At 74.7% G+C, this 13510-nt stretch carries 13 protein-coding genes and 1 pseudogene; 8 read left to right on the top strand and 6 right to left on the bottom strand.

All coding sequences use genetic code 11. The features are described from left to right. Positions 1 to 124: 124 nt before the first annotated feature. The 3 genes from ACGF13_RS14505 to ACGF13_RS14495 all read right to left on the bottom strand — a co-directional run bounded on the left by ACGF13_RS14505 (position 125) and on the right by ACGF13_RS14495 (position 3100). Positions 125 to 382: an exodeoxyribonuclease VII small subunit gene (locus tag ACGF13_RS14505; protein ID WP_355255301.1), complete on the bottom strand. Its 258-nt coding sequence runs from the start codon at positions 380 to 382 to the stop codon at positions 125 to 127. A gap of 64 nt (positions 383 to 446) precedes the next feature. After that, a complete protein-coding gene (gene xseA, locus ACGF13_RS14500; protein WP_392873710.1) occupies positions 447 to 1658 on the bottom strand; it encodes an exodeoxyribonuclease VII large subunit in 1212 nt (403 codons plus the stop codon). A gap of 62 nt (positions 1659 to 1720) precedes the next feature. Further along, on the bottom strand, positions 1721 to 3100 hold the full coding sequence (locus tag ACGF13_RS14495; protein WP_392873707.1) for an APC family permease: 1380 nt from the start codon (positions 3098 to 3100) through the stop codon (positions 1721 to 1723). A gap of 110 nt (positions 3101 to 3210) precedes the next feature. Between ACGF13_RS14495 and ACGF13_RS14490 the strand changes: the two genes are divergently transcribed. Both ACGF13_RS14490 and ppgK read left to right on the top strand, forming a co-directional pair. Then, positions 3211 to 4185, top strand: coding sequence for a 4-hydroxy-3-methylbut-2-enyl diphosphate reductase (locus ACGF13_RS14490; RefSeq protein WP_392873704.1), 975 nt, complete (start codon positions 3211 to 3213; stop codon positions 4183 to 4185). A gap of 153 nt (positions 4186 to 4338) precedes the next feature. Continuing rightward, the gene (ppgK, locus tag ACGF13_RS14485) at positions 4339 to 5085 is read left to right on the top strand and encodes a polyphosphate--glucose phosphotransferase (protein WP_392873701.1); all 747 of its coding nucleotides are present in this window, start codon (positions 4339 to 4341) and stop codon (positions 5083 to 5085) included. A 60-nt stretch (positions 5086 to 5145) separates the two neighbouring features. On the opposite strand, the gene ACGF13_RS14480 is transcribed toward ppgK, so the two are convergent. Continuing rightward, a complete protein-coding gene (locus ACGF13_RS14480; protein WP_392873698.1) occupies positions 5146 to 5763 on the bottom strand; it encodes a DUF6542 domain-containing protein in 618 nt (205 codons plus the stop codon). Between the two features lie 370 nt (positions 5764 to 6133). On the opposite strand from ACGF13_RS14480, the gene ychF reads away from it, so the two are divergent. Further along, positions 6134 to 7207 (top strand): redox-regulated ATPase YchF, encoded by a 1074-nt coding sequence (gene ychF / locus ACGF13_RS14475; protein WP_392873695.1) that lies wholly within the window; start codon positions 6134 to 6136, stop codon positions 7205 to 7207. Positions 7208 to 7295: 88 nt separating this feature from the next. Then, complete coding sequence (locus ACGF13_RS14470; RefSeq protein ID WP_392873692.1) at positions 7296 to 7904, top strand: ABC transporter ATP-binding protein; 609 nt, start codon at positions 7296 to 7298, stop codon at positions 7902 to 7904. Between the two features lie 159 nt (positions 7905 to 8063). On the opposite strand, the gene ACGF13_RS14465 is transcribed toward ACGF13_RS14470, so the two are convergent. Next, on the bottom strand, positions 8064 to 8726 hold the full coding sequence (locus tag ACGF13_RS14465) for an HAD-IA family hydrolase (RefSeq protein WP_392873689.1): 663 nt from the start codon (positions 8724 to 8726) through the stop codon (positions 8064 to 8066). A 76-nt stretch (positions 8727 to 8802) separates the two neighbouring features. Beyond that, a pseudogene (locus tag ACGF13_RS14460) lies at positions 8803 to 9944 on the bottom strand (dihydrofolate reductase family protein). A gap of 164 nt (positions 9945 to 10108) precedes the next feature. Between ACGF13_RS14460 and ACGF13_RS14455 the strand changes: the two are divergent. The 4 genes from ACGF13_RS14455 to ACGF13_RS14440 all read left to right on the top strand — a co-directional run bounded on the left by ACGF13_RS14455 (position 10109) and on the right by ACGF13_RS14440 (position 13499). After that, positions 10109 to 10927, top strand: a complete 819-nt coding sequence (locus ACGF13_RS14455) for a methyltransferase domain-containing protein (protein ID WP_392873686.1) — start codon at positions 10109 to 10111, stop codon at positions 10925 to 10927. A 272-nt stretch (positions 10928 to 11199) separates the two neighbouring features. Continuing rightward, positions 11200 to 12630 carry a DUF4190 domain-containing protein gene (locus ACGF13_RS14450; protein ID WP_392873683.1) on the top strand — a complete coding sequence of 477 codons (1431 nt, stop codon included), beginning with the start codon at positions 11200 to 11202 and terminating at the stop codon, positions 12628 to 12630. 158 nt (positions 12631 to 12788) lie between these two features. After that, positions 12789 to 12980, top strand: coding sequence for an SPOR domain-containing protein (locus tag ACGF13_RS14445; protein ID WP_392873680.1), 192 nt, complete (start codon positions 12789 to 12791; stop codon positions 12978 to 12980). An 18-nt stretch (positions 12981 to 12998) separates the two neighbouring features. Next, positions 12999 to 13499 carry an NUDIX domain-containing protein gene (locus ACGF13_RS14440; protein WP_392873677.1) on the top strand — a complete coding sequence of 167 codons (501 nt, stop codon included), beginning with the start codon at positions 12999 to 13001 and terminating at the stop codon, positions 13497 to 13499. Positions 13500 to 13510 lie beyond the last annotated feature (11 nt).

Genomic DNA, 13510 nt, shown 5'->3' with positions numbered 1-13510 from the left:
AAGGGGTTCGTCGGTGTGACCGGCCGTGGCCGATCACCTCTTCCAACATAGGTGAATATTCAACGATTCCCCAAGTGGATGTGACCCGCCTCACCTTCCGCCCGGTTCCACCCGCCGCGCGGCCTCACTCCCCGCCCGGGTTCGCGCCCTCCTCGGCGGCCAGCGCGGCGTCCAGCCGGGCCCGGGCGCCGTCCAGCCAGCGCTGGCACACCTTCGCCAGCTGCTCGCCGCGCTCCCACAGGGCCAGCGACTCCTCCAGCGAGGTTCCGCCGTTCTCCAGCTGCCGGACGACGTCCAGCAGCGCGTCCCTGGCGTGCTCGTAGCCCAGCGCGTCGTCCGGGTTCGGCGCCGCCGCGTCCTGCTGTTCCTGCTGCTCTGCCATGCGTGCCAGCGTAGGGGCTCGGGCCGACACTCCCCAGCCCCGTCCGGCCGTGGTCGGGGCCTGCCTACCGGGGGTCCACGGTGACGTCGAGGCCGCCGCCCGCCACCCGGGCGTGCAGCCCCTCGCCGGGCGCGACCTGCGCCGGGTCGGTCACCACCGTGCCGTCCGCCCGCTGGAGCACCGCGTAGCCGCGCTCCAGGGTGGCCGCCGGGGAGAGCGCGACCACCCGGGCCAGGGTGTGCCCGAGGTCGCTCTGCGCGTGGTCCAGCCGGTGCCGCAGGGTGCGCCGGGCCCGCTCCAGCAGGCCGTCCACCTCCTGCCCGCGCCCGTCCAGCATCCGGTGCGGGGCGGCCAGCGCCGGACGGCTGCGCACCCCGTCCAGCCCGTGCTGCTCGCGCTCGACCCGGGCCAGCACGTGCCGGCGGGCGCGGTCGCGCAGCTGGCGGATCTTCGCCAGCTCCTCGCCGACGTCCGGAACCACCCGTTTGGCCGCGTCGGTCGGGGTGGAGGCGCGCAGGTCGGCCACGAAGTCCAGCAGCGGCTGGTCCGGCTCGTGCCCGATCGCGCTCACCACCGGCGTACGGGCGGCCGCGACCAGCCGCACCAGCCCCTCGTCCGAGAACGGCAGCAGGTCCTCCACGCTGCCGCCGCCGCGGGCCACGACGATCACGTCGACCTCGGGGTGCTCGTCCAGCTCCCGCACGGCCGCGCTCACCCGCTCCACCGCGCTGACCCCCTGCACCGGGACGTTGCGCACCTCGAAGCGGACGGCCGGCCAGCGCCGCCGGGCGTTCTCCAGGACGTCCCGCTCGGCCGCCGAACCGCGCCCGGTGACCAGCCCGACGCACTGCGGCAGGAACGGCAGCGGCTTCTTGCGCTCGGCCGCGAACAGGCCCTCCCCGGCGAGCCGCCGCTTCAGCTGCTCCAGCCGGGCCAGCAGCTCGCCCAGGCCCACCGGCCGGATCTCGGAGGCGCGCATCGACAGCTGCCCGCGCGCCGCGTACCACTCCGGCTTGGCGTGCACGACGACCCGCGCGCCCTCCTGCACCACGTCCGCGACCTGGTCGAACACCGAGCGGAAGCAGGTCACCGTGAGCGACACGTCGGCCTGGGGGTCGCGCAGGGTCAGGAACACCACGCCCGCGCCGGGCCGGCGGCTGAGCTGGGTGATCTGCCCCTCCACCCAGACCGCGCCGAGCCGGTCGATCCAGCCGCCGATCAGCGCGGAGACCTTGCCGACCGGGAGCGGCGCTTCGGGGGAGCTGGTGTTGGCCATGCGTACGAGGCTAGCGGCGCCGGCCGACACGGCTACCGCCACCGCAACGGCCACAGCCGCGCCTACGGCTGTCGGCGCCCGCCGGCCCGGCCGGGGCCGCCGCTTCGGCCGCTCGCCCCCTGGACGGCGAGCACCACCAGACCGACCGCCAGCCAGACCAGCCCGACCAGCTGCGCGGTGGACGAGGCCTCGTACACCACCGCCCCGATCACCGCGATCCCCAGCACCGGCACGACCAGGTGTCGCAGCCACCGTCGCGAGCGGTGCCGCACCGCGTACCAGCCGATCACCGAGGCGTGCAGCAGCGCGAAGGCGGTCAGCGCGCCCACGTTCACCACCGAGGTGAGCTGGTCCAGCCCGTCGTCCCGGTCGGCCGCCCAGACCGCCGCCGCCATCGTGATCACCGCGGCCGTCAGCAGCGCCCGGCGCGGCACCGCGCTGGCCGGGTCGACCGAGCCGAGCGCCCGCGGCAGCCGGCCGTCCCGGGCCATCGCGAAGACCAGCCGGCCGGCCGCGGCCTGCCCGGCCAGGGCGGCGAAGGCCGCGCCGATCGCCTTGCCGGCCGCCACCAGCACGTGCAGCCAGTGCCCGACCCCGCTCTCCACGGTGTCGTAGAAGGCCGAGCCCTGGGCCGCCGGGTCCGCCGCGAGCTGCCGCGGGCCGGTCGGCTCCAGCAGCGCCGCCAGGTAGGTCTGGACGACGAACAGCACCCCGGCCAGCGCCAGGCACCAGAGCACCGCCCTGGCCACCGCCGCGGACGCGCCGACCGCCTCCTCCACGAAGGTGGCGATCGCGTCGAAGCCCAGGTAGGAGAGCACCGCGACGGACACCGCCGAGATCACCGCGGTCAGCGAGAACGCCCCGACGGCGGTGAACGGGGTGTCCCAGCCGCGCCGGGCGCCGTCCTGGACCAGCGCCACCACGGCCGCGGCCGTGAACACCAGCAGCACCGCGATCTCCATCGCGAGCACCGCGAACCCGACCGCCGCCGCCGTCCGCACCCCGACCAGGTTGAGCGCGGTGGTCACCACCACCGCGAGCGCCGTCCAGACCCAGCGGGAGACGTCCGGCACCAGGGAGTTCAGCGCGATCCCGGAGAACAGGTAGGCCACCGCGGGGATCAGGAGGTAGTCGAGCATCGCCATCCACCCGGCGACGAAGCCCGGGCCCTCGCCCAGGCCGGCCCGCGCGTAGGCGAACACCGAGCCGGTCTGCGGCACCGCGCGCACCATCTCGGCGTACGAGAAGGCGGTTAAGCCCATCGCCACCGTCGCGGCCAGGTACACGGCGGCGACGGCTCCGTGGCTCCTGGCGTCCAGCACGCCGAACACGCCGACCGGGGCCATCGGGGCGATGAACAGCAGTCCGTAGACCATCAGATCGCGCACACCCAGGCTGCGGCGCAGGCCGCTCGGCGTCGCCTGCTCGCTCACAGAGCTCATAGACACCACATTTTGAGCGGTATCGACCGAGTCCGCACGGAAAGCGTCCACTGTTGGCGCGGCTCCCCGGCCGGGGCGGCGGGACCCGCCACCGCCCGTACGATGGAGCCATGTCCAAGACCGCGCAGCGCCGTGTCCTGCTCGCCGCCCCCCGGGGCTACTGCGCGGGAGTCGACCGCGCCGTGATCGCCGTGGAGAAGGCCCTGGAGCAGTACGGGGCGCCCATCTACGTCCGCAAGCAGATCGTCCACAACAAGTACGTGGTGCAGACCCTGGAGAAGAAGGGCGCGATCTTCGTCGACGAGACGGAGGAGGTGCCGCAGGGCGCGATCGTCGTCTTCTCCGCGCACGGCGTCGCCCCGTCCGTCCACGACGAGGCGCGGGCCGGGAAGCTCGCCACCATCGACGCGACCTGCCCGCTCGTCACCAAGGTGCACAAGGAGGCCGTGCGCTTCGCCGACGAGGGCTTCGACATCCTGCTGGTGGGCCACGAGGGCCACGAGGAGGTCATCGGCACCATGGGCGAGGCCCCGGACCGGATCCACCTGGTGGACGGTGCCGAGGACGTCGCCAACGTGCGGGTCCGGGACGAGTCCAAGGTCGTCTGGCTGTCCCAGACCACCCTGTCCGTGGACGAGACCATGGCCACCGTCGGCGAGCTGAAGAAGCGCTTCCCCGCGCTGGTCAGCCCGCCCAGCGACGACATCTGCTACGCCACCCAGAACCGCCAGGTCGCGGTCAAGCAGCTGGCCGCGGAGACCGACCTGCTGATCGTGGTCGGCTCCAGGAACTCCTCCAACTCCGTCCGCCTGGTCGAGGTCGGCCTGGAGTACGGCGCCAAGGCCGCCCACCTGGTGGACTTCGCCGAGGAGATCCGCGAGGAGTGGCTGGAGGGCGTCACCACGGTCGGCCTGACCAGCGGCGCCTCGGTGCCGGAGATCCTGGTCGACGGCGTGCTGGAGTTCCTGGCCGCGCGCGGTTACGACACGGTCGAGACGGTCAAGACCGCCGAGGAGCACCTGACCTTCTCGCTGCCCAAGGAGCTGCGCCGCGACCTGCGCGCCGAGGCGGCGGGCAAGCTCTGACCCCACCCGGAAGGCCCGGCACCCCCGACTCGGGGCGCCGGGCCTTCCGCTGTGCACGCCCCGGCGCGCTCTCGTAGCTTTGTGCACAGGCTGTGGACAATCCACCGGCCGCGGACCGGCCCGGTCCGCGGCCGACGGCGGAGGGCGGACGTGATGACGGCGGTATTCGGCGTGGACATCGGCGGTTCGGGGATCAAGGGGGCGCCCGTCGACCTCGCCCGGGGCGCGCTCGTCGAGGAGCGCCACAAGGTGCTCACCCCGCAGCCGTCCGCGCCCGAGGCCGTGGTCGCCGCCGTCTGCGAGGTGGTCCGCCACTTCGACCACCAGGGCCCGGTCGGGCTGACCTTCCCCGGCGTGGTGGTCGACGGCCGCACCAGAACGGCGGCCAACGTGGACAAGGGCTGGATCGGCCTGGACGCGGCGGGCCTCTTCCGCGAGGCACTGGGGATGCCCGCGACCGTCCTGAACGACGCGGACGCGGCCGGCCTGGCCGAGCTGACGCACGGCGCCGGCCGGGGCGAGCCGGGCGTGGTCCTGGTGCTCACCTTCGGCACCGGCATCGGCAGCGCCCTGTTCGTGGACGGCACGCTGGTGCCCAACACCGAGCTGGGCCACCTGGAGCTGCGCGGCAAGGACGCCGAGCGTCGGGCCTCCTCGGCCGCCAAGGAGCGGCACGGGCTGGACTGGGAGCAGTGGGCCGGGCGGGTGGACGACTACCTGGACCTGGTGGAGAGGCTGTTCTCGCCGCACCTGATCGTGATCGGCGGCGGGGTGAGCCGCAAGCACGAGAAGTTCCTGCCTCTGCTGAGGGACCGCGAGGCGCGCGTGGTGCCGGCGGAGCTGCGCAACGACGCGGGCATCGTCGGGGCCGCCATGGCGGCGGCCCGGGCGGAGGGCTGAGCGGGCCGGGCCCCGGGCTCGGTACTCGGTCCTCGGCTCAGGCCTCGGGGCAGGGCGGCGTCAGCGGGAGCGGTGGATCCGGCGCTGAGCGACGAACCGCGCGAGCACGATCAGCACGGCCAGCCCGGTGCCGGAGAACAGCCACCCGGCCCGCAGCGCCAGCCCGGTCGCCAGCGAGACCACCTGGGCGGTGACGCCCGGGGAGCTCACCGGCTCGAGCAGCAGCAGCGCGAGGGCGAAGGCGATCGGCCCACTGATCGGTGCGGCCAGCAGGTCGACGTAGCGCACCCGGACGGCCAGCTGGAAGCAGACCACCAGGTAGCCGAGGCCGAACACCCAGCCCAGGCCGTCGAACAGCAGTCGGTCCACGCCGGCCACCGCGAGCGTCGCCAGGACGGCGACCACCCCGGTGCCGACGGCCGTCAGCCGGGCCCGCCGGCCGGTGCGCCGCCGCCCGTCCGACGGTTCGTCGCCGCGCTGCCCGGCCCCCGGCACGCGCAGGCGCAGCCGGGGGCCGGCCGGGGGCTCGGTGGCCGCCGGGCGCGGCCGGGAGCCGCGCCCGGCGGGGGCCCCGGCGCTCTCGGGGGGGCGGCCCGGGCCGGGGACGGCGGCTGCGGCCCGGCCGGTCGGCGGACGGCGTCTGGGCCCTGGCGGCTGGGTACGGATGCTCTGCTCCACCCGCCCAACGTACGGTCCGATCATCGCCACACTGTGTAATGGACCGTTCAGGTCTTGCCCCGTGTCTTTGGACGGAGTGGTGATGTGATCGTCATTCAGGTCGGCTGACCTGCTCGGACGAGCCGACGGGCGATGACCGCCGGATCCGTACACGGGCTTCCCGCGGGAGGACAACATGACCGATTTCACGTTCGAACGGCTCGATCACGTCCGGCTCGACATCCCGGCCGGTGCCGAGGACGAGTGCCGGGCGTTCCCGGAGCCCGAGGCGGCGACCGAGGAGTGAGGCGGGGCGGGGGCTGCCCGTAGACTTGGGGGTCGGCCCGTACGGTGCCGACCCAACTCCTCCAAGCCCACGGGACTGCGCTTCATGTCGCTCACGATCGGAATCGTCGGCCTGCCGAACGTCGGCAAGTCGACCCTGTTCAACGCCCTGACCAAGAACGACGTGCTGGCGGCCAACTACCCGTTCGCCACCATCGAGCCGAACGTCGGCGTGGTCGGCGTCCCGGACGAGCGGCTGACCAAGCTCGCCGAGATCTTCGGCTCCCAGCGCATCCTCCCGGCGACCGTCGACTTCGTCGACATCGCCGGCATCGTGCGCGGCGCCAGCGAGGGTGAGGGCCTGGGCAACAAGTTCCTCGCCAACATCCGCGAGTCGGACGCGATCTGCCAGGTCGTGCGCGCCTTCACCGACCCGGACGTGGTGCACGTGGACGGCAAGGTGTCGCCCAAGGACGACATCGAGACCATCCACACCGAGCTGATCCTGGCCGACCTCCAGACCATCGAGAAGGTCCTGCCGCGGCTCCAGAAGGAGGCGCGCCTCAAGAAGGACACCGCCCCCGTGCTGGCCGCCGCCGAGGCCGCGCAGGCGGTCCTGGAGACCGGCAAGACCCTCTTCGAGGCGGGCTTCGACACCGCCCCGATCCGCGAGCTCCACCTGCTGACCTCCAAGCCCTTCCTCTACGTCTTCAACGTGGACGAGGACGAGCTGGCCGACGAGGACTTCAAGAACGCCCAGCGCGAGCTGGTCGCCCCGGCCGAGGCGATCTTCCTCAACGCCAAGATCGAGTCCGAGCTGATCGAGCTGGACGAGGCCGAGGCCCTGGAGCTGCTCCAGTCCATGGGCCAGGAGGAGCCCGGCCTCGCCACCCTCGCCCGGGTCGGCTTCGACACCCTGGGCCTCCAGACCTACCTGACGGCCGGCCCGAAGGAAGCCCGCGCCTGGACCATCAAGAAGGGCGCCACCGCCCCCGAGGCCGCCGGAGTCATCCACACCGACTTCCAGAAGGGCTTCATCAAGGCCGAGGTCATCTCCTTCGCCGACCTGGTCGAGACCGGCTCCATCGCCGAGGCCCGCTCCAAGGGCAAGGCCCGCATCGAGGGCAAGGAGTACGTCATGCAGGACGGCGACGTCGTGGAGTTCCGCTTCAACGTCTGATCGGTGACACGGCACGGCACTGCTGATCCGGCGAACGTGCAGGTCGGAGGGGGTCTGTTCCTTTTGGTTCAGACCCCTCGCCGCTCCCGTGCCGAGTTGGCGCCGACCTGGAGACACCCCTGATCACCCCTCGTCGGCGGTCCGGCGCCGACTTCGTGCTGACTCCGGCGACGCACGCCGGGTCACCGCTCTCGACCGGGTCTCCGTCGAGTTCCAGCAGGGCCAGTTCACCGCCATCATGGGACCGTCCGGATCGGGCAAGTCCACGTTGATGCAGTGTCTGGCCGGCCTGGACTCGCCCACCTCGGGCTCGGCCAGGATCGGCACGATGGAGCTGGCACGCCTCTCGGACCGGCTCGGCTACCGGCCCGGAGAGCTCTCCGGGGGGCAGCAGCAACGCGTCGCGTGCGCACGGGCGTTGGCGGGGTGCCCGGAGATCGTCTTCGCCGACGAGCCGACCGGCAACCTCGACACCCGCACGGGGGCCGAAGTCCTCTCCCTGCTCGGTCAGCTGGTCCGGGAGATGGGCCAGACGATCGTGATGGTCACGCACGACCCGGCCGCCGCGGCGTACGCGGACCGCGTGGTCTTCCTCGCCGACGGTCGCATCGTCGACGACCTCTGGCGGCCCGGAACGGGACAGCTCCTGGAGCGCATGAACCGGTTCGACGGCCCGCGGGGACCTCGGGGCCGTTGATCCCACTGTCAGAGCACGCCGCCGCGTCCGGCTGCCGTGGGGCCTCGGCCGGGTGCGCCCGGACACTGCGGACCGACTCGACGGCCGGGCGCGTACCCGTACCGGTCCGGGCGCGTACCCGTACCGGTCCGGGCCCGGACCGGTACGGCGTTGCGGGGGTCAGACGATGGTGACGGTGAGGAGGCCGTCGGGGGTGGTGGTGACGGTGACGGCGGTGAGGGTGTCGGCATGGGCGTCCGGGTGGTGGGGGAGGGCGCGCGGGCCGATGCCGATGACGCGGACGCCGGCGGCCCTGGCGGCGGCGATGCCGGCGCCGGAGTCCTCGAAGGCGAGGCAGTCGGCGGGCGCGAAGCCGAGGGCGGCGGCGCCCTTGAGGAAGCCCTCGGGGTCGGGCTTGCTCGCGCCGACGGACTCGGCGGTGACCAGGACGGGCGGCAGCGGCAGGTCGGCGGCGGCCATCCGGACCCGGGCGAGCGGCTGGTCGGCGGAGGTGACCAGGGCGTGCGGGAGCCCGGCCAGCGAGGCGAGGAGGGCGGCGGCGCCGGGCACCGGGACGACGCCCTCGGTGTCGGCGCGCTCCTCGTCGAGCATCCGCTCGTTGTCGGCCAGGTTGAGCTCGGCCGGGCGCTCGGGCAGCAGGGCGGCCATGGTCGCGTGGCCCTGGCGGCCGTGGGCGACGGCGAGTACCTCGGCGGGGTCCAGGCCGTGCCGCCCGGCCCAGCGGCTCCAGCAGCGCTCGACCACGGCGTCGGAGTCGACGAGCGTCCCGTCCATGTCGAGGAGGACGGCGCGGGCGGTCAGGCGGACGGGGGTGGCGGGCACGGGGTGGCTCCTCGGGGAGTGCGGCGACGGGAGAGCCGGAGAACGCGAGCTCTTTGTTTCGAAATGATACAAAAGATCAGCCGGGCAGGTGGGCGTTGACCGCCCGGGCCTCCTCGGCCAGCTCCGCCAGCTCCACCACCTCGACCCCGGCCGCCGTCAGCAGCGCGGTGCCCTGGCAGTCGGTGACGAACAGGTCCGGCTCGCGCCAGGCGACCACCACCCGCGGCACGCCCGCCGCGACGAGCAGCCGGGCGCACGGTACCGGCCGCGAGGCGCGCTGCCCGCAGGGCTCCAGCGAGCTGTAGACGGTCGCCCCGCGCAGCCGCGGGTCGCCCGCCGGGAGCTTGGCCAGGGCCGCCTCCTCGGCGTGGTCGTGCGGGTCCGTCTCCCGGCTGTAGCCCTCCGCCAGCACCGTGCCGTCGGCGCCGACGATCACCGCGCCGACCGAGAAGGCCGTCTCCGACGGCGGGCAGCGGCGGGAGAGTTCGACGGCCCGGCGCAGGTGGTCGAGATCGGTGGACGCGGGCTGGGTCACGGCGCGGGCTCCTTCGGGGCATACCTGAGCAGGACGACGTCGCCCACGGTACGTGCCTCCAGCAGCCGCATCCGCCGGGCCGGCCCGCCCGGGAATGCGGCCGGGCGGACGAACCGCGGCGCCTCGGCCTGACCGACCAGCAGCGGGGCGACGGCCAGCTGGAGTTCGTCCGCCAGGCCCCGGGCCAGGAACTGGGTGTGCACGCCCCCGCCGCCCTCGACCATCAGCCGGCGCACCCCGCGGGCGCCCAGGTCGTCCAGCACCGCGCCGAGGTCCACCGACTCGCCCAGCGCGACCACCTCGGCCAGCCCGTCCAGCCGGGGCCGGAGCACCGCCGCCCCGCGGTCCGTGGTGTACGCGAGCCGGGCGCCGCCGGTGTGCCAGAACCGCAGGCCGGCGTCGAGGTCGCCGCTCGCGCTGAGGGCCACCTTCAGCGGGTACTCGGGCCGGCCCGCCGCCAGCCGGGCCTCCCGGCGCCCGGGGTCGTTGACCAGCAGTCGGGGGTTGTCGACGCGCAGCGTGTTGCCGCCGACCAGGATCGCGTCGGCGGCGGCGCGCTCCTCGTCGACCCGGTCGAAGTCGGCGGCGTTGGAGAGCAGCAGCCGGTCGGGGGAGGCGTCGTCGAGGTGGCCGTCGAGCGAGACGGCGGCGCTCAGCAGGACGAAGGGGCGCGGGCCGGGCATGGGCGGGGACCGTTCTGTCGGGGGCGCCTCCACGGTACGGCGGCCGGGAGCCGGTCGGGCGGACCGGGCCCGTGGGGGTCGGAATGTGAGACGGATCTTCTCGCTATGCGGGACGGGGAGTAGCGTCGGGGAGCACCGGGACCGACCACACCCAGGGGGACCTCATGACCGGACCGCGGCCCGCCGCCGTCTACACCCACGGCCACCAGGAGGCCGTGCTGCGCTCGCACCGCTCCCGCACCGCCGCCGACTCGGCCGGCTACCTGCTGCCCGAACTGCGGCCCGGGCAGGCCCTGTTGGACGTCGGCTGCGGGCCCGGCACGATCACCGCGGACCTGGCCGGGCTGGTCGGCCCGCAGGGGCGGGTGGTGGCCGTGGACACCTCCGCCGAGGTGCTGGAGCAGGCCGCCGGACACGCCGCCGGCCGGGGCCTGGCCAACGTCGTCTTCGAGCGCGCCGACGTCCACCGACTGCCCTACCGGGACGGCGAGTTCGACGTGGTGCACGCCCACCAGGTGCTCCAGCACGTGGCCGACCCGGTGGCCGCGCTGCGTGAGCTGCGGCGGGTGACGGCGCCGGGCGGCGTGGTCGCGGTCCGCGACGTCGACTACACCTCGATGACCTGGTTCCCGGAGGTCCCCGCGCTGGACCGGTGGCTGGAGCTGTACCGACGGACCGCCCGCGCCAACGGCGGCGAGCCGGACGCCGGCCGACGGCTGCTGTCCTGGGCCCGCGCGGCCGGCTTCACCGAGGTCACCGCGAGCGCCTCCACCTGGACGTTCGCGACGCCCGAGCAGCGCGCCTGGTGGGGCGGGATGTGGGCGGACCGGGTGACGGGCACCGCGCTGGGCCGGACGGCCGTCGGGCTGGGCCTCGCGGACCGGGACGAGCTGGACCGGATCGCGGACGGCTGGCGGGAGTGGAGCGCCGCCGGGGACGGCTGGTTCTCGATGCTGCACGGCGAGATCCTGGCCCGCGGCTGAGCCGACGGAAGGCGGGCCGGAAAGAGTGGACGGACGTTCGGAAAGATCGGGTAAAGTCGCGCGACCGTTCAGATTCGGGCCCGTTCGGGTCCGAGCCATGGTGCCGAGCGCCGAGCCGATGCCCGTTCCGGCGGGGTGGGGGAGTCCACGTGTCCAAGCCTGAGACCGAGCCGCCCGTCCCGGGGCCGGAGGCGGAGACTGCAGTGGCGGCGGAAACGGAAACGGAAACGGAAACGGCGCCGGAGACGCCGGCAGCCGGGCAGGACCCGCGAGTGGACTTCCGCAAGGACACCGCCGAGTCCGGAGCCGAGCCCGCCCCGGCCGGAGCCGAGCCCGCCCCGCCCGCCGACCCCTGGGCCGCACCCGACCTCTCCGCCGGCCCGCCTGCGACCCCGCCCACCGCTCCCGCCCCCGCCCCCGCCCCCGCCCCCGCCCCCGGCCCGGGCCCGACCGAGGCATCGACCGCGGCCCCGGCCCCGCAGGCCGTCCCGCCGTCGGCCGCCCCGCCCCAGCCGCCGCACCCGCTGCCCGCCGGCGGCTGGGCCTCCGTCACCCCCGCCGCCCAGTCCGGCTTCCAGCCGGGCAACCCGTACGCCCCGACCCACGGCCCGGTCCCGGCCGGCGCCCCGCTCCCCGGATTCGCCCCGGGGTTCGCGCCCGGTCCCGGCCCCGCCCCGACCAACGGCTTCGCCGTCGGCTCCCTGGTCACCGGCCTGCTCCTGGTGGCCCCGGTGGCCCTGGTGTTCGGCATCCTCGCGCTGGCCCAGATCAACCGCCGCAAGGAGCGCGGCACCGGCATGGCGGTGACCGGCCTGGTGCTGGGCACGGTCGGCACGGTGCTGCTGGCCCTGATGCTCGGTGCGGCCGACTTCAGCTCGGCGCGGGCCGGCCGCTACGGCCAGGCCCCGAAGGCGCCGGCCGGCTCGGTGCACTGGTCGGACCTCAAGGCCGGCGACTGCTACGACTCGCCCGAGGACGGTTCGACGGTCGACGGGAACGGCGACGCGAAGGTGTACTGGGTGAACCGGGTGGCCTGCGCCAAGCCGCACCACGGCGAGGTGGCGGGCACCGCCGACCTCCTGGACAGGGCCGGCCCGTACCCGGGCGAGGACGTGGTCCGCAAGATGTCCGTCCGGCTGTGCCGCACGGTGCTGGACTCCTACGCGCTCGACCAGTGGGCCGTCCCGGACGGCATGGACGACGTCTACCTCTACCCGACCGCGAAGAACTGGGCGGCCGGCGACCGGTACGTCACCTGCGCCTTCGAGGACGCCGAGGACCGGCACCAGGGGACGGTCCGCACCGACCGGAGCCGCCTGACCGCGCCGCAGCTGGCCTACCTGGAGGCCGCCCGGAGCTTCAACGACGACTACCTGGACGAGCCGGAGCGGGAGGTCTCCGAGGCCGAGGCCGACTACCGGGCCTGGGCCCGCCGGGTGGCCTCCGCCTCCCGGACCCAGGCAGCGGTGCTGGGCCAGACGGGGGTGGCCTGGCCGCTCGACGTCCAGCCGATGATCGCCAAGCTGGCCGAGGCCAAGGCGCAGGCGGCCGCCGCCTGGGACGCCGCGGCCTCCGGCACCGACCTGGCGGGTGACCTCCGCCGGGCCAGGGCGGCAGAGGCCAGGTCGGCCCCGACGATCCTGGAGATCCGCCGCGGGCTGGGCCTGTCGACCGGCGAGCAGGTGCCCGACCTGCGGGTCTGAGCGGCCGCGCATCCGGTTACCGGGCGTTGACCTCGCCCGTACCTGCCGGTAACCCGCCGACCGTACGGTCGTGAGCGCGTCCACGGCGCGTCCCCGGCCCGACCCCCACGCGAGCCGGGGACCGTCCCGTCCCGGGATGGTCCCGGTACCCTCCCGCCATGGGCACCCACCGGGTCATGCGGCAGGACGACAACGGCAACCGCTTCGTGGTCGCCAAGGGCCTCGACCCGGCCGAGGCCCGACGGCTGGTCGCCGAGTTCGAGGCCCGCGGCCACAAGCAGATGTACTGGGTCGAAGCGGACGGGGAGGCCCGGCCGGAAGCGGCGGACGGGACGGTCCGCAACGCCTGAACCCGTAGGGTCGGGGCCATGGACGCGACCCACGCCAGTCACCCCGCCCCCGGCGGCTCCGACACCCCCGCCGCGCCCCGGATCGTGGTCGGCGGCGCGCTGGTGCGCGGCGGCCGGGTGCTCGCCGCCCGGCGCAGCGCGCCCGAGTCGGTGGCCGGCCGGTGGGAGTTCCCCGGCGGGAAGGCCGAGCCCGGCGAGACCGAGGCGCAGGCGCTGGAGCGGGAGCTGCTGGAGGAGCTCGGCGTCCGGGCGCGCGCGCTGACCCGGCTGCCGGGCGCGTGGGCCGTGCGCCCCGGCCTGGAGCTGCACTTCTGGGCCGCCGAATTGCTGGCCGGTGAGCCGAGCGCACTGGAGGACCACGACGCGCTGCGCTGGCTGGGCCCGGAGGAACTGGACGCCGTGGACTGGATCGACCACGACCGTGACGTGCTGCCGCACGTCGCACGGCTGCTCACGGGTGCCCCGGCGCGGGCCGTGGACGGCGTGTCGGCGGTCGGCGACGCGCCGTCCTCCGAGTAGGTCAATCGGAC

The sequence above is a fragment of the Kitasatospora sp. NPDC048286 genome (genome assembly GCF_043201735.1).
Classification (GTDB): domain Bacteria; phylum Actinomycetota; class Actinomycetes; order Streptomycetales; family Streptomycetaceae; genus Kitasatospora.
Note: the sequence above shows the minus strand (reverse complement) of the source record. Positions and strands in the feature narration are given on the sequence as shown.